General features: G+C 66.4%; 18 protein-coding genes and 2 tRNA genes. 10 read left to right on the forward strand and 10 right to left on the reverse strand.

The genetic code is table 11. The annotated features are described in order from the left end of the window. Positions 1-12 precede the first annotated feature (12 nt). From P0M04_RS01770 to P0M04_RS01785, 4 genes are all read right to left on the reverse strand, one after another. Entirely contained in the window at positions 13-1485 is a 1473-nt protein-coding gene (locus P0M04_RS01770) for a M81 family metallopeptidase (protein ID WP_259449036.1), read from the reverse strand. Beyond that, positions 1482-3140, reverse strand: a complete 1659-nt coding sequence (locus tag P0M04_RS01775) for a serine hydrolase domain-containing protein (protein WP_259449035.1) — start codon at positions 3138-3140, stop codon at positions 1482-1484. The genes P0M04_RS01770 and P0M04_RS01775 overlap by 4 nt, the downstream gene beginning before the upstream one ends. An 18-nt stretch (positions 3141-3158) precedes the next feature. Beyond that, positions 3159-4523, reverse strand: a complete 1365-nt coding sequence (locus tag P0M04_RS01780) for an MFS transporter (protein ID WP_259449034.1) — start codon at positions 4521-4523, stop codon at positions 3159-3161. Positions 4524-4599: 76 nt separating this feature from the next. Beyond that, positions 4600-7059 carry a TonB-dependent receptor gene (locus tag P0M04_RS01785; RefSeq protein WP_259449033.1) on the reverse strand — a complete coding sequence of 820 codons (2460 nt, stop codon included), beginning with the start codon at positions 7057-7059 and terminating at the stop codon, positions 4600-4602. Positions 7060-7301: 242 nt separating this feature from the next. On the opposite strand from P0M04_RS01785, the gene P0M04_RS01790 reads away from it, so the two are divergent. Both P0M04_RS01790 and P0M04_RS01795 read left to right on the forward strand, forming a co-directional pair. Then, positions 7302-7904, forward strand: a complete 603-nt coding sequence (locus tag P0M04_RS01790) for an RNA polymerase sigma factor (RefSeq protein WP_259449032.1) — start codon at positions 7302-7304, stop codon at positions 7902-7904. Beyond that, positions 7901-8881, forward strand: coding sequence for a FecR family protein (locus P0M04_RS01795; RefSeq protein WP_281042353.1), 981 nt, complete (start codon positions 7901-7903; stop codon positions 8879-8881). Before P0M04_RS01790 ends, P0M04_RS01795 begins: the two co-directional genes overlap by 4 nt. Position 8882: 1 nt before the next feature. Here P0M04_RS01795 and P0M04_RS01800 read toward each other — a convergent pair whose 3' ends face one another. After that, complete coding sequence (locus P0M04_RS01800) at positions 8883-9665, reverse strand: HNH endonuclease (protein WP_259449030.1); 783 nt, start codon at positions 9663-9665, stop codon at positions 8883-8885. 163 nt (positions 9666-9828) lie between these two features. Here P0M04_RS01800 and P0M04_RS01805 point away from each other — a divergent pair. Further along, positions 9829-9919 (forward strand) — tRNA-Ser (locus P0M04_RS01805). A gap of 32 nt (positions 9920-9951) precedes the next feature. Here the strand turns inward: P0M04_RS01805 and P0M04_RS01810 are convergent. Further along, positions 9952-10239: a helix-turn-helix domain-containing protein gene (locus tag P0M04_RS01810; RefSeq protein ID WP_259449029.1), complete on the reverse strand. Its 288-nt coding sequence runs from the start codon at positions 10237-10239 to the stop codon at positions 9952-9954. A 114-nt stretch (positions 10240-10353) separates the two neighbouring features. Between P0M04_RS01810 and P0M04_RS01815 the strand changes: the two genes are divergently transcribed. Together P0M04_RS01815 and P0M04_RS01820 are read left to right on the forward strand one after the other, a co-directional pair. Then, a complete protein-coding gene (locus P0M04_RS01815) occupies positions 10354-10719 on the forward strand; it encodes a VOC family protein (protein ID WP_259449028.1) in 366 nt (121 codons plus the stop codon). 91 nt (positions 10720-10810) lie between these two features. Further along, positions 10811-13489 carry a polysaccharide deacetylase family protein gene (locus P0M04_RS01820; protein WP_259449027.1) on the forward strand — a complete coding sequence of 893 codons (2679 nt, stop codon included), beginning with the start codon at positions 10811-10813 and terminating at the stop codon, positions 13487-13489. 88 nt (positions 13490-13577) lie between these two features. Here the strand turns inward: P0M04_RS01820 and P0M04_RS01825 are convergent, their stop codons facing one another. Both P0M04_RS01825 and P0M04_RS01830 read right to left on the reverse strand, forming a co-directional pair. Next, complete coding sequence (locus P0M04_RS01825) at positions 13578-14498, reverse strand: lipase secretion chaperone (RefSeq protein WP_259449026.1); 921 nt, start codon at positions 14496-14498, stop codon at positions 13578-13580. Next, entirely contained in the window at positions 14495-15421 is a 927-nt protein-coding gene (locus P0M04_RS01830) for a lipase family alpha/beta hydrolase (protein WP_259449025.1), read from the reverse strand. The genes P0M04_RS01825 and P0M04_RS01830 overlap by 4 nt, the downstream gene beginning before the upstream one ends. Positions 15422-15579: 158 nt before the next feature. Between P0M04_RS01830 and P0M04_RS01835 the strand changes: the two genes are divergently transcribed. Beyond that, complete coding sequence (locus P0M04_RS01835) at positions 15580-15852, forward strand: KTSC domain-containing protein (RefSeq protein WP_259449024.1); 273 nt, start codon at positions 15580-15582, stop codon at positions 15850-15852. Between the two features lie 73 nt (positions 15853-15925). Here the strand turns inward: P0M04_RS01835 and acs are convergent, their stop codons facing one another. Next, on the reverse strand, positions 15926-17917 hold the full coding sequence (gene acs / locus P0M04_RS01840; RefSeq protein ID WP_259449023.1) for an acetate--CoA ligase: 1992 nt from the start codon (positions 17915-17917) through the stop codon (positions 15926-15928). Positions 17918-18129: 212 nt separating this feature from the next. On the opposite strand from acs, the gene P0M04_RS01845 reads away from it, so the two are divergent. From P0M04_RS01845 to P0M04_RS01860, 4 genes are all read left to right on the forward strand, one after another. Continuing rightward, positions 18130-18741 carry a TIGR00645 family protein gene (locus P0M04_RS01845; protein ID WP_056131044.1) on the forward strand — a complete coding sequence of 204 codons (612 nt, stop codon included), beginning with the start codon at positions 18130-18132 and terminating at the stop codon, positions 18739-18741. A 37-nt stretch (positions 18742-18778) separates the two neighbouring features. Further along, on the forward strand, positions 18779-20314 hold the full coding sequence (locus P0M04_RS01850; protein WP_259449022.1) for a fumarate hydratase: 1536 nt from the start codon (positions 18779-18781) through the stop codon (positions 20312-20314). A 138-nt stretch (positions 20315-20452) separates the two neighbouring features. After that, positions 20453-21292 carry a glutamate racemase gene (gene murI / locus P0M04_RS01855; RefSeq protein WP_259449021.1) on the forward strand — a complete coding sequence of 280 codons (840 nt, stop codon included), beginning with the start codon at positions 20453-20455 and terminating at the stop codon, positions 21290-21292. Positions 21293-21395: 103 nt separating this feature from the next. After that, positions 21396-21471: transfer RNA gene (locus P0M04_RS01860), tRNA-His, on the forward strand. Between the two features lie 69 nt (positions 21472-21540). Here P0M04_RS01860 and P0M04_RS01865 read toward each other — a convergent pair. Beyond that, positions 21541-22131 (reverse strand): hypothetical protein, encoded by a 591-nt coding sequence (locus tag P0M04_RS01865; protein WP_259449020.1) that lies wholly within the window; start codon positions 22129-22131, stop codon positions 21541-21543. Between the last annotated feature and the right edge of the window lie 24 nt (positions 22132-22155).

The raw sequence follows: 22155 nt of genomic DNA on the forward strand, positions 1-22155 counted from the left end.
GGTGAGTTTGATTCAGGACCAGTCCGCGTGCGGTCGGGCCACCCGCGGCCAGTAATCGGGCTGGCGCACGCGGTAGGGAATGGCGGCGAAATCGGGCGCGACGGCGCCCGGCGTGGCGGCGTAGAACACGGCCCGCGCGATCGGCGCGCATTCGGCGTAAAAATGGACGGCGGACTTGACGACCACGAGCTTCTTGTCGGCGAGGCTCATCCCGACGCCGGTGAAGGCGTCCGGTGCGAAGATCTGGCCGCGCACCGACGCGAGCAGGAGATGCACGTCATTGGCTGCTTCGAGCCAGACGCACGTTCCCATGGGTGCCCGTCCGCCGATGGCGGCGGCGCTCTGGCTGTGATCGTCGACCACGGCCCTTACCGTCACGCGCAGGTCGACCGGCTGCCCGGAACTGGGCCCGCATTTGCCGCCGACGCGCAGGTCGAGCGTCGCGCCGACGCCGGCGTCGCGGCAGATGTGGATCGCGCCGAGGTCCCAGAACGCGCCGATGGCGACGTTGCCGATACCACGCTCGAGCAGGCGCCGCAGGATGAACGTCGCGTCGCCGGGCGCGCCGCCGCCGGGGTTGTCGGCCATGTCGGCGAGTACCAGCGGACCGCTCGCCTGCGCCACGACCTGGTCGAGCGCGGCGTCGAGCGCGATCACCGGAGCGCCGACCTGCTCCCGCAGCGCCCAGAACTCACGGGCCAGCTGTTCGGCCAGCGCGGCGGCTCGCACCGGATCATCGTCCGTGACCACCCACAGGCGCGCGCCGCCATCGGCCACGTCGCCCCAGGGGAAGCCGTGGCCGAGCGAGACCGACAGCACGCCGTCGCGCCCCTCGAACGACTGCATGCGCCGCACGAAGCTTGCCATCGGCTCGCGCGTCGTCTGCCACGTGCCGACCATCCTGCAGTCGAAGACGGCCGTGGTGGGCCGCACGCGGCCGGCGTACATGTCGACGAGAATGCGGTACAGCTCCCGCGCGCGGTCCGCGATGTCCGTATGCGGGTATTCCTTGACGGCGATGAGGACGTCCGCCGAGGTGCGCATCGATTCCGTGAAGTGGCAGTGCAGGTCGAGCTCCGCGCCGACGGGCACCTCGGGACCGACGATGGCGCGCACGCGCGCCAGCACGTCGCCTTCGCAATCGTCGTAGCCGTCCGCCACCATCGCGCCATGCAGCATGAGCTGCACGGCGTCGACCGGCATCGCGGCGCGCAGGTCGGCCAGCAGCTGGTCGCGCAAGTCCTCGTAGACGGCGCGCACGGTGCGGCCGGCCGGTTCGGCCAGCGCGCACGGGCCCTCCGCGACCTCGTGGCCGTCGGCTTCCATCAGCGTGCGGAACGCATGCAGGACGGCGCCCGTGCTGTCGGGCGCCTCCGTGCTGCCGTCGCCGCGGTAGATGCCGCATTCCTCGAACGCGCCGTAGCCGGTCGGCGTGGGCGAGAACGTGTTCGTCTCCGTGGCCAGTTGGGCAATGAAGAATTTCATCGCGACGCCTCCCGGTCGGCCACGCGCTCGAAGCGCAGGTTGCGGGTGCGCGGCGTGTTGACGCGCAGGCCGGCGACGCCCTCGGGCGACCGTTCCACCGTCAGCACGCCGCACAGGGGCGGATGTTCGCCGCCGAAGCGTATGCCGAACACGCGGTCCGAGAACGCCTCCAGCGTCATCAGGTCGCGGCCGTACGGCCCGGAGATATCGAGCAGCAGTTGCGCGCCGTCGAAACGCATCTCGGCGTCGGCGTCCAGGTCGGGGACGCGGTAGCGGCCCAGCAAAGTCGTGGCGACCGATGCCGGCGCGGGCGGCGTGGGCGGCAGGCGCTCGTAGCGTTCCGCGTGGCCCGCTTCACTCACCGTCAGCACGGCGGGCGGAGATTGCCCTTCCACGGCCAGATCGCCGGTGCGCAGTTCCAGCGGCCCCATGGCCATGTCCTCGAAGCCGAGGCGCAGCACGTCGCCGCTGGCCGTCAGCGCCGCTGGCGGGTTGTCCAGGAAGGAGATGCCCAGCTTCCCTCCCGGCGCCTCCGCGAAACCGACGACGAGGCCGGACGCCGCCGCGTGGTAGCGCGTGCCCAGCATGGGGCGGAACCGCGCCGCCTCGGGCTTTTCCGGTCGCGCGCCGAGCACGCCGTCGCCGAGCAGCATGTCGATGATCCTGTAACCAAGCTCGATGGGATTGGCCGCGACGCCGTTCGTGATGATGACGATGTCCAGCGCTTCACTCGGCACGGTGATCATCTGGCAGGTGCCGCCGACCACGCCGCCGGCATGGTGGATCACCTCGACGCCGCGGTAATCGTGCCGGAACAGGCCCAGTCCATACGGATTGACGCGCCCATTGTTCAGCGTGGCGGGCGTCAGCATCTGGCGCCAGCTCGCGGCCGTGCCGACGCGCTTGTCCGGCGCGCGCAAGTGGGCAAGCCAGGCCAGCATGTCGTCGATCGTGGACACCATCGCGCCTTCGCCCCGCAACTCGTCGGTGGGGAAGACGCCCCGGCGCCAGCCGCCGCCCTGCTCCGGCGGGCGCGCCACGTGCAGGGTGGCCATGCCCGGATGGATGTCGAAATCGCTGGGCACGGACGCGGTGTCCATCATCCCGAGCGGCACGAAGATGCGCTCCTCGAGGAACCGCTCGAACGGCATGCCCGCCACGCGTTCGATGACGAGCGACAGCAGGTGGTAGCCGCCATTCGAATAGATCATTTTCTCGCCCGGCGCGAAATTCGCGGTCCGCTGGCGCGTTTGCGCGGCCAGCACCGCGCCCGGCGGCTGGATCGCGGTGCCGTCGGCCAGCGACGCGAGGTCCACGTAGCAGCGAACACCGCTGGTATGCGTCATCAGCTGGCGCAGGGTCGGTTCGCCCAGCGGGACCGGCAGCCCGGGCAACAGGCTGCACACGCCCGCGTCGATGTCGAGGCGCCCTTCTTCCGCCAGCAGCAGCGCCGCGAGGCAGGTGAAGTGCTTGCTCACCGAGCCGATGCGCATGCGCGTCCAGGGCGTGTTGGCCACCCCCAGCTCGACGCTGGCGAGGCCGAAGCCGCGCCGGTGGATGCGCCGCCCGTGCCGGGCCACGCCCACCACCAGGCCGGGCGCGTCGCTGCGGTTGAAAGGCTGGAACAGGTCGTCCAGCGCATTGGATTCGTTCATGGTGTCTCCTGTGAGCGGTCACGCGGTCTTTGCCGCGAGTTCGGGATGGATGTCGTCGACGGTATGGAGGAACGGCTTCTCGGCGGTCCGCATGATGGCCGCGGACACCAGGAATGCCGTGGCACCGACGCCCGCCATCGCGAACAGCAGGCCGTGGGCACTGCCCTGCATCAGGTCGGACAGCCCACCGACCAGCACAGGGCTCAGCGCGCCCAGGCCGAGCGTCACGCCCGTGCCGATGGCGATCAGGCGGGAGCGCAGCGCGGCCGGCGTCATGTCCTGCAGCAGGGTCGGCACCAGCACGCTGCCGGCGATCAGCGCGGCGACCTGGAGGCCGAACAGCACGTACAGTCCCGCCACGCCGGGCACCGCCGGCATCAGCACCGATGCGAGTCCCGCCACCGTCGCGCCGACCGTGATGACGCGCACCGGCGTGGCCAGTCCCGCCCGGCGGCGCAGCAGGCGCACGCCCGCCGCGCCCAGCACCGCGCCCGCCAGCGTGCCGAGCAGGTAGGCTGCGCCGATGCCCTCCCCGACTTCCCCCGGCGTCGCGCCGAATTCGCGTGCGGCGACGATCGGTGCCCAGTTGGCGCCCGCCGCGATCCCCATCGTCAGCAGGCCGGAGCCGGCGAACACGCTGACCATCGTGCGGCGGTGGGCGCTGACGTACGCCCGTAGCGCCGGCCGGGCCGTGTCCTGCGGCGCGTCGTCGCTCCGGTGCCCGGGATGCAGCCGGATCAGCCACACGGCCAGCGCCAGCACGGGGCCCGCCAGCGCCGTGGCGAGGAACGCCAGCCGCCACAACTCGAGCGTGCGCAGGGCCGTCGGCAGCAGCGGGCGGGCATCGTCCAGCGCCTGGACCAGGGCGCCGCTGAGCGACATGCCCAGGCCCGCGCCCAGGATCGCCGCCAGCGTGTAGATGCCGTTGGCCAGCCCGCGCCGCCGTTCCGGCACGATTTCCGGAATCAGGCCATAGACGATGGGCGTCACGCCGGACTCGCCGATGCCCAGGCCGATCGCCCCGACGAACAGGGTGGAAAAATCGTGGGCCAGCCCGCACGCGGCCGTGCCGGCGCCCCACAGCAGGAGGCAGATGCCCAGCAAGGTGCGGCGGCCGTAGCGGTCCGCCAGCCAGCCGAACGGCACGGCCAGCGCGCCGGCGAGCAAGGTGATGCCGACGCCTTGCAGGAGGCCGAGCCGGGTGTCCGACAGGCCCAGGCCTTGCCGCATCGGTTCGGCCAGCAGGACGAGGATCTGCCGGTCCAGCGCGCTGAAAATCGACGCGATGACGAGGACCAGCAGGCCGTAGCAGGCCGCCAGGCCGTGCGCCCGCGACGCGGCCGGTAGCGCCGGCGTGGGGAAATGCAGGACGTGTTTATCCATGAGCGAAGCCCGATGAGAATGGAAGAGGATCCGGCGGCGCGCGGCCGTCGGCGATGGAACAGCGAAATGCCGGCGCTTAGAACGGCACGGTCAGCGTCGCGCCGATCGTGCGCGCCTGGGCCAGCGAGACCCAGGCCGGCCCACCGAACGCCTGCACCGTACTGTCGGCCGCAAGCTGGGCGCGCCGGTCGAACACGTTGCGCACGAACAGCGACACGCTGGCGCGCCTGAAATCGACGCCCGCCTGCAGGTCGGTCAGCGCGTAGGCTGGAAGGCGGTAGAACGGCAGCGCGGCGCTGCCCGCGAAACCGGCGTTGCGGGCGCCGACGTAGCGCTGCGTCGCGCCGGCATAGGCCGCGAAGCCCGCCACCTCGAACGTGTAATTGGCACTCAGGCTGGCCGAGAATCGCGCGCTGGACGGCAGGCGCGCGCCCGCCACGGCGTCCAGGCCGGGGGCGTCCTTGGTCAGCTTGGCGTCGATCCAGGCCGCGTTGCCGGCCAGGGTCCAGCGGTCATCAGGCCGATAGATCGCCGTCAGTTCGGCACCGCGCACGCGCGCCGCGCCGGCGTTGACGATCGTCGCGATGCCGTTGACGGGCCGGTACTGCTGCAAATTCTTCCATTCGAGGTCGAACACCGCCGTCTCGACGTGCAGGCGCTTGTCGAGCAGGTCGGCCTTGTAGCCCAGCTCGTAGCTGGTCAGGGTATCGGGCTGGAACGACGTCGGTCCGGTCGGCGCGCCGGTAGCCGGATCGCGCAGCACCGCATTCGGCCCGCCGGGACGATATCCGGTGGCCGCACGCGCATAGATCGAACTTCCGGGCGTCAGGTTGTAGCGTGCGGTGAGCAGCCACGTGCGGGTACTGTCGCTGGACCGGGCCTCGAGGGCCTGGGAACCGCCGGCCAGCGGGCCGTCGGACTGCTGCACGTAATGCTGCCGGTTGCGGGCCGTCCGCAAGCCTGCGGTCACGGCCAGCGCCCGCGAGAATTTCCAGGTCACGTCGCCGAACAGCGCCGCCTCGCGGTATTCGGCGGGAATCGCGACGGCGAGCGGGCTCGCGCCTGGCAGCCCACTCGACGTGGTATCGATGCGCTGCCGGTTATTGCTGTTCTCGCGGTTCAGGTAGACGCCGGCGAGCCATTCCAGCTGCTTGTCCGCCTTCGACGTCAGGCGCACCTCCTGCGTCGTCTTGTCGAGCGATACGTCGACCACGGCCACGGTGGAGTCGACGTCGATGCCGGCATCGCGCAGCAGCGGCACGTAGCCGAAGCTGAAATCGGTCCCCGCCGACGAGCGGACGCGCTGCCGCGACGTGATGGAGTTCAAACGCGCCCAGCCGAAATCGTATTCGACTTCGGCCGCCAGCACGTCGGTCTTGACGCGATACGGTTCCGCGCCGAACAGCTGGCGCGTGGGCGTCCCGCGCACCGGCCGCCCATCGCTCGCGTCGTAGTCGACGAAATCGGTGCCGCCGCGCGCGATGCGCTGGGTGGTCCCGGTGAGCCGCACGCGCAGGCGGTGGGCCGGCATGAGCAGCAGCGACACGCGCCTGCCGCTGGTCCGGCCGCCGTCGATGTCGCGACCGGGGCGCAGGTCAACGCTGTCCACGCTGCCGCCCGCATGGTCGGTGAAGGCCGACACCCGCAGCCCCGCGACGTCCTCCTTCAGCGGGGCATTCACGACCGCACTCACCATGTGGCCCGCGCCGCCGTGCCGCGTCGTGGACGCGCTCACCATCGCCTTGCCGGAGAACTCGGTCGTATCCGGCTCGTTGGTGACGTACTTGAGCAGGCCGCCCATCGCACTGGCGCCGTACAGCGTGCCTTGCGGGCCCCGCAGCAGCTCGATGTGATTCAGGTCCAGCAGGGCCATGTCCAGCGCCATCTGCGCGCCGTTGGCGGCCGCCGTGCTTGAGCCGAATGCAACATCGTCGATGTACACGCCCACCGTCGAAATGGTCTGCGTGCCGGTGCTGACGCCGCGGATCGTCAACGTGCCGATCCCGGGACCGCCGGTACTCTTGACGTCGACGCCGGCCTCGCTGCCGAGGTAATCCTGCAGGCCCCTCGCACCGGCCTGGGTCAGCCTCTCGGTGGACAGGCTGCTCACCTGCATCGGCACCTCGCGCGCCGGCTCGCGGCGCCGCGTGGCGGTGACGACCACCATCCCGGGCGTCACCTGTTCGACCTCGGAACGCTTGTCGGACGGCGGCGGTGGCGGCGCCGGCGCCGCGAAGATGACCAGCGCGCCCGACACGTCGCGCCGCACCGAAAGCGGCGTCCCGTCGAGCAGCTGGCGCAACGCGTCGTCCGGGGACAGCGCCCGTTTGACCCCTTGGGTGCTGCGCCCCTTGACGTCTTCCATCTTGTAGAGAAGCTGCGTGCCCGACTGCGCCGCATAGGCATCGAGCGCGGTCTTCAACTCGCCCGGCGCGATATCGAAGTTGCGCACCTGCGCCTGCGCGCCGGCGCCGCACAGGAGCGCGCCGACGAGCGCCATCGACGGCAGGAAGTGCGAGGGTCGTTTCGTCTTCATCGTTGGCTTTCCAGGTAAGCTGTCTCTGTCGAATAAAGACGATGGCCGCGCCATTATCCGGTATGCCGTGCGTATCAAAACATGCGAACGCGTTTTCGGTTTCATTTTTGATTCCTGTTTTGGGTGTCTCCATGAAACCTAGACGTGGGTGCCGGCACGATCCGGTATCTTTTTCGACGAAAAATAAATATCGTGGCGGCGTACCGGATTTTGTTTTCCGCTTCGTCTGAAGAGATGAGGTGATGGCCGAGTCGCACGACAGCGAAGGATCCGACGTGGAAAACGATGAATTGAGCGCCTGGTTTGTCGACCAGGTGTTGCCGCTCGAAGGTGTGCTCGAACGCTATTTGCGCCGCAACTGGCGCAATGCGAGCGAGATCGCCGACCTGCGGCAGGAGGTGTATGCCCGCGTGTGGGACGGCTGCGCGCTGCGCCGGCCGGATTCCGCCCAGGCCTTCGTCCTGGCGACAGCCCGCAACCTGCTGATCGACCGCGCGCGCCGCGCCCAGATCGTGGCGATCGACACATTCGCCGACATGGACGCCCTCGCGCCGACGGTCGACGAACTGAGTCCCGAGCGCCACCTGACCGGCCGCAGCGAATTGCGCCTGCTGCAGGTGGCGCTCGACCTGCTGCCGGCGCGCTGCCGCGAAGTCGTCGAACTGCGCAAGATCGAGGGCCTGTCGCAACGCGAAGTCGCGTCGCGCATGGGCATCACCGAAGACACCGTAGAGCGCCAGGTCTCCAAAGGCGTCCGCGCCCTGGCCCAGGCCCTGCAGGCGAGTGCCACCGCCGTCGGCCTGGCTCCTGCGGGACCGCTGCGCAAGAAAGGAACCCTGCAATGACATCCACGGATCTCCAGGAGATCGAAGCCCGGGCCGCCGACTGGATCGCCGAGCGCGATCGCTACGATGCTACCCTGCCCCCTGACCGCCAGCAGGCGCTGGACGCCTGGCTCGCCGCATCGACCGCCCATCGCGTCGCCTTCCTGCGCCTGGAACACGCGTGGCGCCGGGCCGACCGTCTCGGTGCGCTGCCGGCCTCGGGCGCGCAACGCCGGCGCACGCCGCTGGCCTGGATCGCGCATCCTGCGGTCTACCGCACCGCGGCGGCCTTCTGCACGGTGCTGGTGGCCGTGCTGCTGGTCACCCAGTTCGGCCGCTCGCCCGAGACGCAACGCTACGCGACCGCGCGCGGCCAGCGCGAGCAGGTCGCCCTGGCCGACGGCTCACATTTGACGCTGAACACCGCGACCCACGTACGCACGGCCGTGACGCCGCGCGCGCGTGAAGTGTGGCTGGACGAGGGCGAGGCGTTCTTCGACATCGCGCACGACGCACGGCGGCCGTTCGTCGTGCATGCGGGTGCGCAGACTGTCACTGTGCTGGGAACGAAATTTTCTTTACTGCGCGAAGGCGACCGGTTGCGCGTGGCGGTGCTGGAAGGCCGCGTACAGGTGAAGGCGCCGCGCGGCACTCCGACCGTGCTAACGCGCGACGATGCGGCGCTGGCGGAGCGCGATAACGTGCTGGTCACGCGGAAATCGACGCAGCAGCTGAAGGCCGGCTTGAGCTGGATGCAGGGGAAGCTGGTGTTCGACCAGGCGACGCTGGCCGATGCGGCGCGGCAGTTCAACCGGTATGGGCGCAAGCAGCTGGTGATCGAGGATGACGCCGCGGCGCGCATCGGCATCGGCGGCGTGTTCGATGCGGATAATGTGGAGGCGTTTGCGCGGTTGTTGCACGTCGGGTTCGGGCTCGATGTGAACGTCGTGGGGATGAGATCAGGGTGTCGAGTCCGGCCTCGTGAACGGACCGGATGACTTACGACATGCCCAACGCCGCTTCATCGCGCTTTTTGTGCACGAGATCCCATTGCTGCTGCAGTGCGGACAGCGCCGGATGCTGGGCGGTATGCGCTGGATGCTTGAGCGGCTGGCCCGAGAGCACACGATAGGTCGGATCGTCGACGTCGGGACTCACCCATACTTCGCCCGTACCTGGATCGACCGCCAATAAACCCAGGTCCCATAACGTATGGATGTCGGCACGCAGCAGGATGCCGTTCTTGATCGTGTTGGTATCCGGGCCAAGATAGGGCGTGATATGCGCGGCTTCCAGAAGAGGAATCACGGGACAGCCCGTGATCGCGCAGCGGCCCCCATACGCTTGGAGCAGCTCGCCCCTAAACTTCCGCTGTCCGCGTCGCTGGACGACGACGCGCAACACACGCGTACGCGCGTCCTCGAGTCCGGCCGGATCGAACGGCACGCCGGGTTCCGCTTCAAGTTTTTCGACTTGCTTTCGATACGGACCGTAGTCATTGGGCTTTCCATGGTATTGGCTCTGCACGTATTTTTGGTAGTTGCTGAGCGCGGCAGCGTACATGCCCTTCCCCCGCCCGTTCCGATTGATGAATTCGGTCGTTCGGCTCAGACGCTCGATCAAGACGGTCAGTTCATCCACATCCGAGATATCGGAAATCGGTTTCTTCGTCAGTCCGTATCGCATCGCCCAGTTGGTCAGACTGCCCTTGATGGCGTTGGCGTAGTTGTTGACCGACTTTTCGGATAGGTCGATTGATCGCATCCATTCCACGAAATCCATGTTGCCCCTTCAATAGATATTGAACAGGCAAGATAGCATTGATTTTGAACAGAGAGATCCGAACGGGGGCGCGATTTGGTGCGTGTGACATGCCGCTCTTGTACAGCCGAGAATCCTTGCTATAATAGGCGGCTTCGCGAACATCTAGTTCGTGAACCCATCAGGAGAGATGGATGAGTGGTTTAAGTCGCACGCCTGGAAAGCGTGTATAGGTTCATAGCCTATCGGGGGTTCGAATCCCCCTCTCTCCGCCAGAACACCCAAAAATAGGCCACCCTGCGGTGGCCTATTTTTTTGTATCGATCTGCCGACGCCACGGCCGCAGCACGTGCCGAACCGGATTCACCTGCGTCCCCACCTCTTCCGCACCGATCAGCCCGCGCCGCTTCAGGTGCCGCAGCGCCACCTGCACCGCCGACTTCGACAGCCCCGTCTTCACGGCGATCGTCTGCAAACTGGCCGGAACCTGATCACGCCCCAGTGCCTGCGCACTGTGCAGCAAATACAGATAGACGACAAAGGCCGCCGGGCGGCGGTCATGCCCCACCAGATCGGGCATCAGGACTTCGAACACATAGGCGTCCAGCGGGGAAACACGAGTAGTCATCGATACTATAGTTTTTAAAAGCACACCGGTGGCCATCCTGCCACGATAATGGCCGGCACCACAACTACAACAAGCCACAACATGATCACTCAACTGAAATTCGTCGGCATCCCCGTCTCCGACCAGGACCGCGCCCTCGCCTTCTACACCGAGAAGCTAGGCTTCGAGATCTCCACAGACCAGCCGATGGGCCCCGGCAAACGCTGGATCGAACTGCGCATCGCGCGCTCGGGCACGCGCGTCGTGCTGTTCACGCCGGATGGCCACGAGGACCGCATCGGCACGTTCTTCAACGGCTCATTCGCGTGCGACAACGTCGAAGCGACCTGGCGCCAGCTCAGCGCGCGCGGCGTCGAGTTCATCGAGCCGCCGACCAGCCAACCCTGGGGCTCGTTCGCCAAGTTTCGCGACCCGGACGGCAATACCTTCGTGCTGTCGTCGTCCTGATTGTTGCGGCGCCACAAAGGTTAAGTTTTTGTTAGCAAAGGTCACGCCGTTAGTGATATTGTTGCCGCGATAAAAGTTTTCCAACGCCGCCGTGAAACGCAAAGCCCTCTATCTCGTCATCTTCGCCGTCGCCGCTGCCGGTGCTGCCAGCGGCACCTGGCTGGTCAACCGCAAACCGGGGCCGCCGGCCCAGGCGACACAACAAAACCAGTCCAAAGAGGCCTCCGACATTGCTGCCGACATGCAGCAGGTGCTGGCCGCCTACCGCAAGATGATCGTGCTGACCCAGGACGAAGCCGGCCTCTCCTCGACAGGCCAGGAAGAGGTCAACCGCGTCGGCCAACAGCTGTTCCATGAAAACCAGGAGCGCATCAACAGGATCGACGATGCGCTGGCGAGCCTCGTCGGGTCGCAGAATCCGCGCCGTTTCGAGGCGGTGGGCGGCCTGCTCGATTACGTCGAGTCGGGCGAAGGCCTGTACGATGCGGACCGTCTCGCGTTCCGCGAATTGATGCAGTCGCTGCTGGCGAGCGTGGCGAAGGATTCGTCGCTGCCCGCGATCAAGCTGCACAAGCGGATCTCGGAAGACGTCGACGCGCTGGCCGAGATCGAGCGCAATTACGAGAAGGAGATCCACGCCGTCTTCGGTCGCTTCGAGACGCGCTCCATCACGCTCAAGCGCGAGAAGTGGGACGCCTACGTCGCCCACCTGAAGACGTTGTATCGACGCGACCAGATCCTCAAGGACTACGGCGTCGTGCTGCCCTACCCCGCCAAGCCGGAACCGCCGAGCCAGGACAATAGCCCGACCGCGCAAAAGGAAGAGGACGAGATCTTCGGCAAGGGCCTGCCGAAGAAGACAGTCGTACTGACCTTCGACGACGGTCCGCACCGCCGCTACAGCGAGGAGATCGCCGCGATCCTCAAGCAGTACGATGCGCCGGCCGTGTTCTTCAGCGTCGGCCGCAACATCGGCACGCTCGACGCGCACGGTGCCGCGCGCCTCAACGCGGGCGCGGAAGTCAGCCGCAAGCTGAAGGCCGCAGGCTACGTGCTGGCCAACCACAGCTTCTCGCACGCGCAGTTGTCGAAAGAGAGTGGCGACAGTTTAAAAGCCGAGATCCTCGATACGGACACGCTGCTGAAGGCCGTCGATCCGCAACGCTCCGCGCTGTTCCGCTTTCCCTACGGCGCGCGCAACAAGGAAGGCATGCACCTGCTGGCCGATGCGCATTTAAAATCCGTCATGTGGAACATCGACTCGCTGGACTGGGCCGATCCGGTGCCCTCTTCCATCGCCGACCGCGTGCTGCGTGCGGTGGACAAGGAAGGCCGCGGCATCATCCTGTTCCACGACATCCACGAGCGCACCGTGAAGGCACTGCCGGCGATCCTCGACCGGCTCGTCGCGGAGGGCTACCAGTTCGCCGGCTGGGACGGCAATACGTTCCGCGTGAGCGGCGGTGCGGGTGCGGCACCGGCACCTGTCGCGCGCGCGGCTGCGACGGGTTATGCGTCTTCGTGGGCGATCGTCGTCGGCGTCGACGGTTATCCGAAATGGCCGCGCCTGCAGTATGCCGTGCGCGATGCGGAAGGCGTCGGGCAGGCGCTCGTGCAGAAGTTCGGCTTCGCGTCCGACCACGTGATCACGCTGAAGAACGAGCAGGCCACGCGGCGCGGGATCCTCGCCGCGTTCCACGACGTCGTCGGTCATGGTTTGCAGCCGAACGACCGCGTGTTCGTGTTCTTCGCGGGCCACGGCGCCACGCGCAAGCTGAGCTCCGGGCGCGATCTCGGCTACATCGTCCCGTACGACGCCGATCCCGAGAACCTGGCCAGCGACGCCATCCCGATGACGGAAATCCAGAACATCGCCGAGAGCCTGCCCGCGAAGCACGTGCTGTTCGTGATGGATGCCTGCTACAGCGGCCTGGGACTCACGCGCGGCGGCGCCAACGCGGCCTTCCTGCGCGATAACGCGAAGCGCCTCGGCCGCCAGATGCTGACGGCGGGCGGCACGGACCAGATGGTGTCCGACGGCGGTCCGAACGGCCATTCCGTGTTCACGTGGACGCTGCTGCAGGGCCTCGGCGGCAAGGCCGACCTGAACGGCGACGGCCTGATCACCGCGACGGAGCTGGCGGCGTACGTGGCGCCGGCGGTATCCAGCGTGTCGCAGCAGACGCCCGCTTTCGGCAGCCTACCCGGTTCCGAAGGCGGCGACTTCGTGTTCGAACTGCCGGAGGAAAGCGAATTCCTGAACACGAACACGGCACAGCTGTCGAACGACGCCATCGCCCTCAACACGAAGCTGGACGCGAAGGCGTCGACGCCGACCGCGCCCGTCGTCGTGAAGGACTTGCAAGGCGGCGAGCAAACGATCAAGGCGCCCGTCGCGGTGCCGGTGTCGAGCCGCCAGCAGGCGCAGCGCGCCAACGATCACGGGCTGCAGCTGTACAAGGAAAAGCAGTATGCGCAGGCGGAGGCGCAGTTCACGGAAGCGCTGAAGCTGCGGCCGAACTTCGCGCTGGCGGCGAACAATCTCGGCTTCGTCTTCTACAAGCAGGACAAGTTCGCGGAAGCGGCGCGCTGGTTCGAGAACGCGATCAAGATGGATCCGTCGCGCGCGATCGCGTACATGAACCTGGGCGACGCGTATGCGCGCGCGGGCGATGGCGAGAAAGCGAAGGCGGCGTACAAGACTTATCTCGAGCTGGCGCCGAGCGGCGCGGGGGCCGGGTATGCGAAGGGACAGCTCGAGAAGCTGTAAAAATAATCGTCGTTCCCGCGAAAGCGGGAACCCATGCTGAGCGAATTCTGTGATTCCGTATGGATTCCCGCGTGCGCGGGAATGACGTTTAAGGTAGCGGGCCGCCCTCATACGCCGCCAACCGCCGCTGCTCATCCTCGCTGAACATGCGATTGCGCAGCGCCGCGATCTCCGCCTCGTCGCGCAGCCCCCGGCGCTCGACGAGGTAGGCCTCGATCCGCCGCTTCCACGCCGCCTCCTCACTATCCACATCCGCCAGCCGCTGCGCCGCATCCGCGCCAAACGCGTCCGCGCGCAGCCGGAAGACATCCTCCTCGTTCGCCCCGCCGGCCCGCAGCCGCTCCGCCTCCTCCTGCACACGCACGATTTTCAAAGGCGTCTCGCGCGCCGCGCGGACGTCGGCCGGCAAGCCCGCATCCAGCGCCGCCAGGCGCGTCTGCTTCTGCTGCGCGCTCAGGGTGCGGTCGTCGCGGATCTCCATGCGTGCCAGGGCCTCCGCATTGGCGGCATCCTCGCGGCCGAAGATCGCGGCGATCTCGCGCTGGCTGAAATACTGCGCGCGCAGGCCGCGCAATGCGTTCAGCCGGCGCTTGAGTGCCGCCGCATCCGGGCCGGTCAGCCTGCGGTCGGTCTGCAAACCCGCCAGCGCCTGCCGGTAGGCGATGTAGCGCGTCAGCACGCGCTTCGCTGCCGCGGCGGCGGCCGGACGCAAGGTGCGGTCCAGTTCACGCTCGATTTCCGTCCGCACCGCGGCGGGCGATTTCTCGCCCACGGTGCTCAGGTAATAGTCGAACAGCTCGATCAATTGGGCGTCCGCGACGACGCTGTCGTCCGGCGCCACGCGTACGGCGCCGTCCGGCCGCGTGCCCTGCAGCGATGGCGCGAACGGCTTGGCCGCCCGCGCCACGTGCACGGTCTGCACCGCCGGTGCGGGCCGCCCTGCCACCACGGCCAGCCACAGCGTGCCGGCCGCGCCGAGCGCAAAGACGATGGTCGGATTGCGGTTCACAGTCCCATCTCGCGCAGGCGGTTGGCGTGCTGGCGGTACAGCGTGACGGGATTGGTCTCGAACAGGTTGACGAGGCCCGCGACCTGGTTCACTTCGTCCAAGTGGTTCATTGCGTAGTCGTCGCGGATCACGCGGCCCAGGTGGCTGGAGCAGCTACCGACGAGGCCATCGTTCTTCTCGCCACGGAACGCCAGCGACACGAGGCTGAGCGGCGCATCGATCGGGTCGAGCAGGTTCGTGAACGGCTGCGCGCCGCTCCACGAAAAGTAATACACGCCTCTGGCCTGCCAGGCGCCTTCGCCGCATGCAGTCGTCGGTACGCCTTCCGGATGCGCGGCGTTGAATTTCGCGGCGCCGGCGGTGGTCAGCGAATCCAGCGCCGCCGTCGACACCTGCGCGCTGCTGTCCCCGGACAGGAAGGCGATGGTGCCGGCCAGGCCGTTCACGATGGAGCCCAGCACGGCTTCCGGGAACGTCCCCGGCGCGACGGTGCCGCGGAGGACGTCCGCCACCGCCGAACCCTTGTTGACGCCGCCGACGCTCGTCACGGAAGCGACGAGATTCGGCGCCACCGACGCGACATAGCGGATCGTCGGGCCGCCGTGGCTGTGGCCGATCAGGTTGATTTTCTGGGCACCAGTCGCGGCCAGCACCTGTTTGACGTAGGTGAGCAGCTGCTCGCCGCGCACTTCGGTGCTGTTGGCGGCGCTCACCTGGGCGACGTAGACCTGGGCACCGTCGCGGCGCAGGGCGTCCGTGATGCCGAACCAGTAATCGAAGGGGCCGATGCTGTCCCAGCCGAGCAGGCCGTGCACGAGCACGATCGGGTAGCGGGTCTGGGTATAACCGGCGGCGGATGCGGACAGCGGCAGGAACGACAGGGCGAACAAGAGTGCGGCGAACCAGCGGGCGAAACGTTTCATCTGTTAGTCTCCCATTTAATGTTTGTCGTGCGGCTGAGCCAGAGTACGTACAAGCGGAAGACGCAACAAGGCATGCACCGCCGTGCAAGGCGGCTTGGCTTGCCGAATCAGTCGAATGTCCCAATAATCCATGCATCGTTTGCGGAGGACACAACACCATGGACATGAAACGCATCAACGCGGGTAAGCTGCGCGCGATCGGTTACGACGCGCGCGAGCGCATCCTGCGCGTGGAATTCGACGACGGCAGCGCGATCGACTACTCGGGCGTCGGCAGCGAGGTATGGCGGCGCTTCTCGACGTCGGGCGCGGCCTGGAGTTTCTACCGAGACAACATTGAGGAAGAGTTTGCGGGCAAGCGCGGACGCGCGCAGGTGGACAGCAAACGGGCGGAACTGGAAGCGCTGTTCAAGAAAACCGGCGAGGAATAAAAAAACGCCGCCCCGGTCTCCCGGTGCGGCGTCAACTCTGCTGTGATCAGTGTAACCGATCACGCGCGAATGGTCAGGCAGATTCTTTCAGTTGCTCAAGGATGGCCGGGTTTTCCAGCGTCGAGATATCCTGGGTGATGGTCTCGCCCTTGGCCAGCACGCGCAGCAGGCGGCGCATGATCTTGCCGGAGCGCGTCTTCGGCAGATTGTCGCCGAAACGGATCTCCTTCGGCTTGGCGATCGGACCGATCTCCTTGCCGACCCAGTTGCGCAGCTCGGCGGCCAGCTTCTTCGCTTCCTCGCCGGTCGGACGCGCCTGTTTCAGCACGACGAACGCGCAGATCGCCTCGCCCGTCGTCTCGTCCGGCTTGCCGACGACCGCCGCTTCCGCCACGATCGGGTGCGCCACGAGCGCGGACTCGATCTCCATCGTGCCCATGCGGTGGCCCGAGACGTTCAGCACGTCGTCGATGCGGCCCGTGATGGTGAAGTAGCCCGTGTCCTTGTTGCGGATCGCGCCGTCGCCGGCCAGGTAGTACTTGCCGCCCAGTTCATCCGGGTAGTAGGCGCTGCGGAAACGGTCCGGGTTGTTCCAGATCGTGCGGATCATCGACGGCCACGGACGCTTCACGACCAGGATGCCGCCCTGCCCGTTCGGCACGTCGTGGCCGGCTTCGTCGACGATGGCGGCCATGATGCCCGGCAGCGGCAACGTGCAGGAACCCGGCACCATCGGCGTCGCGCCCGGCAGCGGGGTGATCATGTGGCCGCCCGTTTCCGTCTGCCAGAAGGTGTCCACGATCGGGCAGCGCTGGCCGCCGATCTGCGTGTAGTACCACATCCATGCTTCCGGGTTGATCGGCTCGCCGACAGTGCCCAGCAGGCGCAGGCTGGACAGGTCGTAGTTCTTCGGATGCACCTTCTCGTCCGTGTTCGACGCCTTGATCAGCGAACGGATCGCCGTCGGCGCCGTGTAGAAGATGCTGACCTTGTGCTTGGCGATCGTCTCCCAGAAGCGGCCGGCGTTCGGGAAGGTCGGCACGCCTTCGAACACGATCTGCGTGGCGCCGACCGCGGTCGGGCCGTAGCAGATGTACGTGTGGCCCGTCACCCAGCCGATATCGGCCGTGCACCAGTAGACATCGTCCGGCTTGATGTCGAAGGTCCACTTCATCGTCAGCGCGGCCCACAGCAGGTAGCCGCCGGTCGAGTGCTGGACGCCCTTCGGCGTGCCCGTCGAGCCCGAGGTGTAGAGGATGAACAGGGGATGTTCCGCGTCGACCCACTCCGGCTCGCATTGCGCGCTCTGGCCGTCGACGAGGTCGTGCAGCCACAGGTCGCGGCCTTCCTGGAAGTTGATGTTGCCGCCGGTGCGCTTGTAGACGATGACGTCGCGGATCGTCTCGCAGCCGCCCATCGCCAGCGCCTCGTCGACGATGGCTTTCAGCGGCAGCGATTTACCGCCGCGCAGCTGCTCGTCGGCCGTGATGACGGCGACGGCGCCCGCGTCGATGATGCGCTCCTGCAGCGACTTCGCGGAGAAGCCGCCGAACACGACGGAGTGCGTCGCGCCGATGCGCGCGCACGCCTGCATCGCGGCCACGCCTTCGATCGACATCGACATGTAGATGATGACGCGGTCGCCCTTCTTGATCCCGCGGGATTTGAGGCCGTTGGCGAATTTGCACACACGCTCGTGCAGTTCGCGGTACGTGGCGCGGGTGACAGCGCCGTCGTCCGCTTCGAAGATGATCGCCGTCTTGTCGCCGTTGCCGTTCTCGATGTTGCGGTCGAGGCAGTTGTACGACGCATTCAGCTGGCCATCCGCGAACCATTTGTAGAACGGCGCATTCGATTCGTCGAGGGTTTGCGTGAAGGGTTTGTGCCAGGCGACGTTTTCGCGCGCCAGGCGGGCCCAGAAACCCTCGTAGTCGCTGGCGGCTTCGTCGCACAGCTTGTTGTACGCATCCATGCCGGAAATCGCGGCATTGGCGGTGAATTGTGCGGGCGGCTGGAAGACGCGGTTTTCCTGCAGTCCCTGCTGTTGGGTCTCGTTCTCGGCCATACTAGTCTCCTATTGATAGTGTAGTAATTTTGCCTAATACCTTAAGCACCCACGCTTACTGAGCCCTTACACGGCCCAACGCGGGCTACCTGCGACATCCCCGCTGGCCATTCTATCAACCTTCCGCGTACCACGACGCCGTGCCGGCAACGCCCGGCGGGTGTAGAATGTTGAGCTGTCCTGACCGCCGCCGCATTGGAAAGCCCGCATAGATGTTCGATTCGCAACCCTCCTCCAGCGCACGCAAACGCAGCGCACTCGCCAGTTTCATGTTCGCCAGCCGCTGGCTGCAACTGCCTTTGTATCTCGGCCTGATCCTCGCGCAGTGCGTTTACGTGTTCCATTTCTGGGTCGAACTCAAGGACCTCGTGCTGGCCGCAATGGGCAACGAAGCCGCGCTGCAGCACATCTTCCAGGCCGTCGCCGTGCCGGGCGCGCCGCTGCCGGACAAATTGAACGAAACGACGATCATGCTGGTCGTGCTGGGCCTCATCGACGTCGTCATGATCTCGAACCTGCTGATCATGGTGATCGTGGGCGGCTACGAAACCTTCGTGTCGCGCATGTACCTGGAAGACCATCCGGACCAGCCGGAATGGCTGTCGCACGTGAACGCGTCCGTGCTGAAGACCAAGCTGGCGATGGCGATCATCGGTATCTCGTCGATCCACCTGCTCAAGACGTTCATCAACGCCAAGTCCTACGATGCGCAGACGATCATCGCGCAGACCTGCATTCACGTCGTGTTCCTGCTGTCGGCAATGGCGATCGCCTACACCGACCGGATCATGATGAACACCCAGAGTGACAACAAGCACCACTGATTCCTCCGTAATCCAAGACCCCCACAGCGAGACTCACATGACTGTCATTAAACAGGACGACCTGATCGAATCGGTCGCCGCCGCACTCCAGTACATCAGCTACTACCACCCCGCCGACTACATCCAGCACCTCGCGCGCGCCTACGAGGCCGAGCAGAGCCCGGCCGCCAAGGACGCCATCGCGCAGATCCTGACCAACTCGCGCATGTGCGCGGAAGGCAAGCGCCCGATCTGCCAGGATACCGGCATCGTCAACGTGTTCCTGAAGATCGGCATGAACGTGCGCTTCGAAGGTTTCGGCAGCGGCTCGATCACGGACGCCGTCAACGAAGGCGTGCGCCGCGCGTACAACTTCGCCGACAACAAGCTGCGCGCCTCGATCGTCGCCGACCCGCACTTCGAGCGCAAGAACACCAAGGACAACACCCCGGCCGTCGTGCACATGGAGCTGGTGCCGGGCGACACGGTCGACGTGATGGTCGCGGCCAAAGGCGGCGGCTCGGAGAACAAGACCAAGTTCGTCATGCTGAATCCGTCCGACTCGCTGGTCGACTGGGTCCTCAAGACCGTCCCGCTGATGGGCGCCGGCTGGTGCCCGCCGGGCATGCTGGGTATCGGCATCGGCGGCTCCGCCGAGAAGGCCATGCTGATGGCCAAGGAGTCGCTGATGGAAGACATCGACATGTATGAGCTGAAGCAGCGCGGCCCGCAGAACAAGCTGGAAGAGCTGCGTATCGAACTGTGCGACAAGATCAACGCCCTGGGCATCGGCGCGCAAGGCCTTGGCGGCCTGACGACCGTGCTGGACGTGAAGATCAACATGTACCCGACCCACGCCGCATCGAAGCCGGTCGCGATGATCCCGAACTGCGCCGCCACCCGCCACGCACACTTCGTGCTGGACGGCTCGGGCCCGTCGTACATCGAACCGCCGGCGCTGTCGACCTGGCCGGACGTGAACTGGACCCCGGACACGCAGAAGAGCAAGAGCGTCAACCTCGACACGCTGACGAAGGAAGAAGTCGCATCGTGGCAGCCGGGCCAGACCCTGCTCCTGAACGGCAAGATGCTGACGGGCCGCGACGCCGCGCACAAGCGCATCCAGGACATGCTGGCGAAAGGCGAACCGCTGCCGGTCGACTTCACGAACCGCGTGATCTACTACGTCGGCCCGGTCGATCCGGTGCGTGACGAAGTCGTGGGCCCGGCCGGCCCGACGACGGCGACCCGCATGGACAAGTTCACCGACATGATGCTCGAGAAGACGGGCCTGATCGCGATGATCGGTAAAGCGGAACGCGGTCCGGCCGCCATCGAGTCGATCAAGAACCACAAGTCGGCCTACCTGATGGCCGTCGGCGGCTCGGCGTACCTCGTGTCGAAGGCGATCAAGTCGGCGAAGGTCGTCGGCTTCGAAGACCTGGGCATGGAAGCGATCTACGAGTTCGAGGTCAAGGACATGCCGGTGACCGTGGCCGTCGATGCGACGGGTACCTCCGTGCACCAGACCGGTCCGAAGGAATGGGCTGCGAAGATCGAGTCGCTGAAGGGCATTCCGGTCGCGACGGCTTAAGCGCACGACATTGGGCCCCTGCCTGCGCAGGGGCGACGTTCGAACGATATCGCATCATTCGCACGTCGTCCCCGCGGAGGCGGGGACCTAATTTCTCCCGCAGTACCGCAACGTCTCCTGCCGGGTTACCATCTCCCCATGAACACCCAAGCACACCCCGAAGACGCCCCCGTCGGCGTCTTCGACTCCGGCCTCGGCGGCCTGTCGATCCTGCGCCACATCCGTGCAGCACTCCCGCACGAACACCTGATCTACGTGGCCGACACCGGATTCGCCCCGTACGGCGACAAGTCCGAACAAGTGGTTGCCGAGCGCTCGCTGGCCGTGGCCCGCTTCCTCGTCGAACGCGGCGTGAAAGCCATCGTCGTCGCCTGCAACACGGCGACTATCTCCGCCGTCAAGCTGATGCGCGACACCTTCCCCGACCTGCCCATCGTCGGCGTGGAACCGGGCCTGAAACCGGCAGCGGCGGCCACGCGCAGCGGCAAGGTCGGCGTGCTGGCCACGGAACGCACGCTGGCCGGCGCCAAGTTCCTGCAACTGCGCGACCAGATCACGGAAGCGACGAATGCGCAATTCCTGCTGCAGCCGTGCCGCGGCCTCGTCGACCGCATCGAACTGGGCGACACGGAAGGCACGCGCGACCTGCTGCAGCGCTACGTGACGCCGCTGCTCGACCAGGGCGCCGACACCCTCGTCCTGGGCTGCACGCACTACCCGCTCGTGCGCGCCGCGATCGAGGACGTGATCGCGTCCACCGGCGCACGTGACGTCACGCTCGTGGATACCGGCGATGCCGTTACACGCCAGTTGGTGCGGTTGCTGGATGCGGGGCGGTTGCTGCGTTCCCCTTCTGACGATGCGCCGGGTACGCTGGAGGCCTGGACCAGCGCCAGCGCCACGGCGCTGTCGGCCGCGTTCAACAGCCTGATCGGCATCGATCCGCCCGTGCACGAGGCGACGTTCGGCGGCGAGTGAGGGCCGCTCGCACTGCTGGGCAAAACTCGATTTGCCAGAATGCGAATGTGCCTATATAATCTCGTTCTGTCTCGGCAACAACGAGACAGCAAGTAAGACAGTGGTGGCTGTAGCTCAGTTGGTAGAGTCCAGGATTGTGATTCCTGTTGTCGTGGGTTCGAGTCCCATCAGCCACCCCAAGAATTCAGCAGTAAAAGCAAAGGGTTGCAAGCGTAGTCGCTGCAACCCTTTGTCGTTTTGACGTTCGATCACGCTTCCATCCTCCTGAACTCGACAACCCATATCAACGGGTTGGCGTTCCAGCTGCCAATACCGTTGATCTGCTCCCACAGCGAGCGGTAGCTGTCGACCGGGCAGCTGAACGATTCGGTAGTATTGCCGGCGTCACGCTCGATGCCCTCAGCGATTGCATCGTGATCACTGATGGCCTGCAGACGCTCGACCCGCACCGATACGACTTTCAGCAGGATACGGCTCGCCGCACGCGGCATGAACAGTGCCGGACGAGTGTGCCAGCCCGGTGTCGCGGAGCGCCCCTTTTCCACCGGCACGTCCGGGTTGTCGGCCGCGTACAAATAGGAATGGCTGCGCTCCAGGGTCATATCGACGAAGCGCCACTCGTCGCGTTGCTTCTTCTCGTTGTAGCGCTTTTCCCAGCGGCCATACGCGAAAAAGGTCTCGCGCACCCACAGCCGATCGCCAGGCCGACCGTAGGGACGAGGCGAGTCGGCGTGGACGCTGCCCTCCCGCTCTTTCACCGCGCGCCGTGTCTGGGTCTTCGTACCGGCCAGCAGCGCGCGCACCATCGGCGCACTGAATAAAATGCCGCGCTCACTCATGTTGCGATGCCTTTTCGGTCATTG

The sequence above is a fragment of the Telluria mixta genome (assembly GCF_029223865.1).
GTDB classification, from domain to species: Bacteria; Pseudomonadota; Gammaproteobacteria; order Burkholderiales; family Burkholderiaceae_D; genus Telluria; species Telluria mixta.

Coding starts and splice junctions, on each gene's coding strand:
- P0M04_RS01785 (WP_259449033.1), bottom strand. CDS start 7,059: ATGAAGACGAAACGACCCTCGCACTTCCTGCCGTCGATGGCGCTCGTC.
- P0M04_RS01850 (WP_259449022.1), top strand. CDS start 18,779: ATGACTGTCATTAAACAGGACGACCTGATCGAATCGGTCGCCGCCGCA.
- P0M04_RS01780 (WP_259449034.1), bottom strand. CDS start 4,523: ATGGATAAACACGTCCTGCATTTCCCCACGCCGGCGCTACCGGCCGCG.
- P0M04_RS01795 (WP_281042353.1), top strand. CDS start 7,901: ATGACATCCACGGATCTCCAGGAGATCGAAGCCCGGGCCGCCGACTGG.
- P0M04_RS01830 (WP_259449025.1), bottom strand. CDS start 15,421: ATGAAACGTTTCGCCCGCTGGTTCGCCGCACTCTTGTTCGCCCTGTCG.
- P0M04_RS01845 (WP_056131044.1), top strand. CDS start 18,130: ATGTTCGATTCGCAACCCTCCTCCAGCGCACGCAAACGCAGCGCACTC.
- P0M04_RS01835 (WP_259449024.1), top strand. CDS start 15,580: ATGGACATGAAACGCATCAACGCGGGTAAGCTGCGCGCGATCGGTTAC.
- P0M04_RS01775 (WP_259449035.1), bottom strand. CDS start 3,140: ATGAACGAATCCAATGCGCTGGACGACCTGTTCCAGCCTTTCAACCGC.
- P0M04_RS01815 (WP_259449028.1), top strand. CDS start 10,354: ATGATCACTCAACTGAAATTCGTCGGCATCCCCGTCTCCGACCAGGAC.
- P0M04_RS01800 (WP_259449030.1), bottom strand. CDS start 9,665: ATGGATTTCGTGGAATGGATGCGATCAATCGACCTATCCGAAAAGTCG.
- P0M04_RS01770 (WP_259449036.1), bottom strand. CDS start 1,485: ATGAAATTCTTCATTGCCCAACTGGCCACGGAGACGAACACGTTCTCG.
- acs (WP_259449023.1), bottom strand. CDS start 17,917: ATGGCCGAGAACGAGACCCAACAGCAGGGACTGCAGGAAAACCGCGTC.
- murI (WP_259449021.1), top strand. CDS start 20,453: ATGAACACCCAAGCACACCCCGAAGACGCCCCCGTCGGCGTCTTCGAC.
- P0M04_RS01865 (WP_259449020.1), bottom strand. CDS start 22,131: ATGAGTGAGCGCGGCATTTTATTCAGTGCGCCGATGGTGCGCGCGCTG.
- P0M04_RS01790 (WP_259449032.1), top strand. CDS start 7,302: ATGGCCGAGTCGCACGACAGCGAAGGATCCGACGTGGAAAACGATGAA.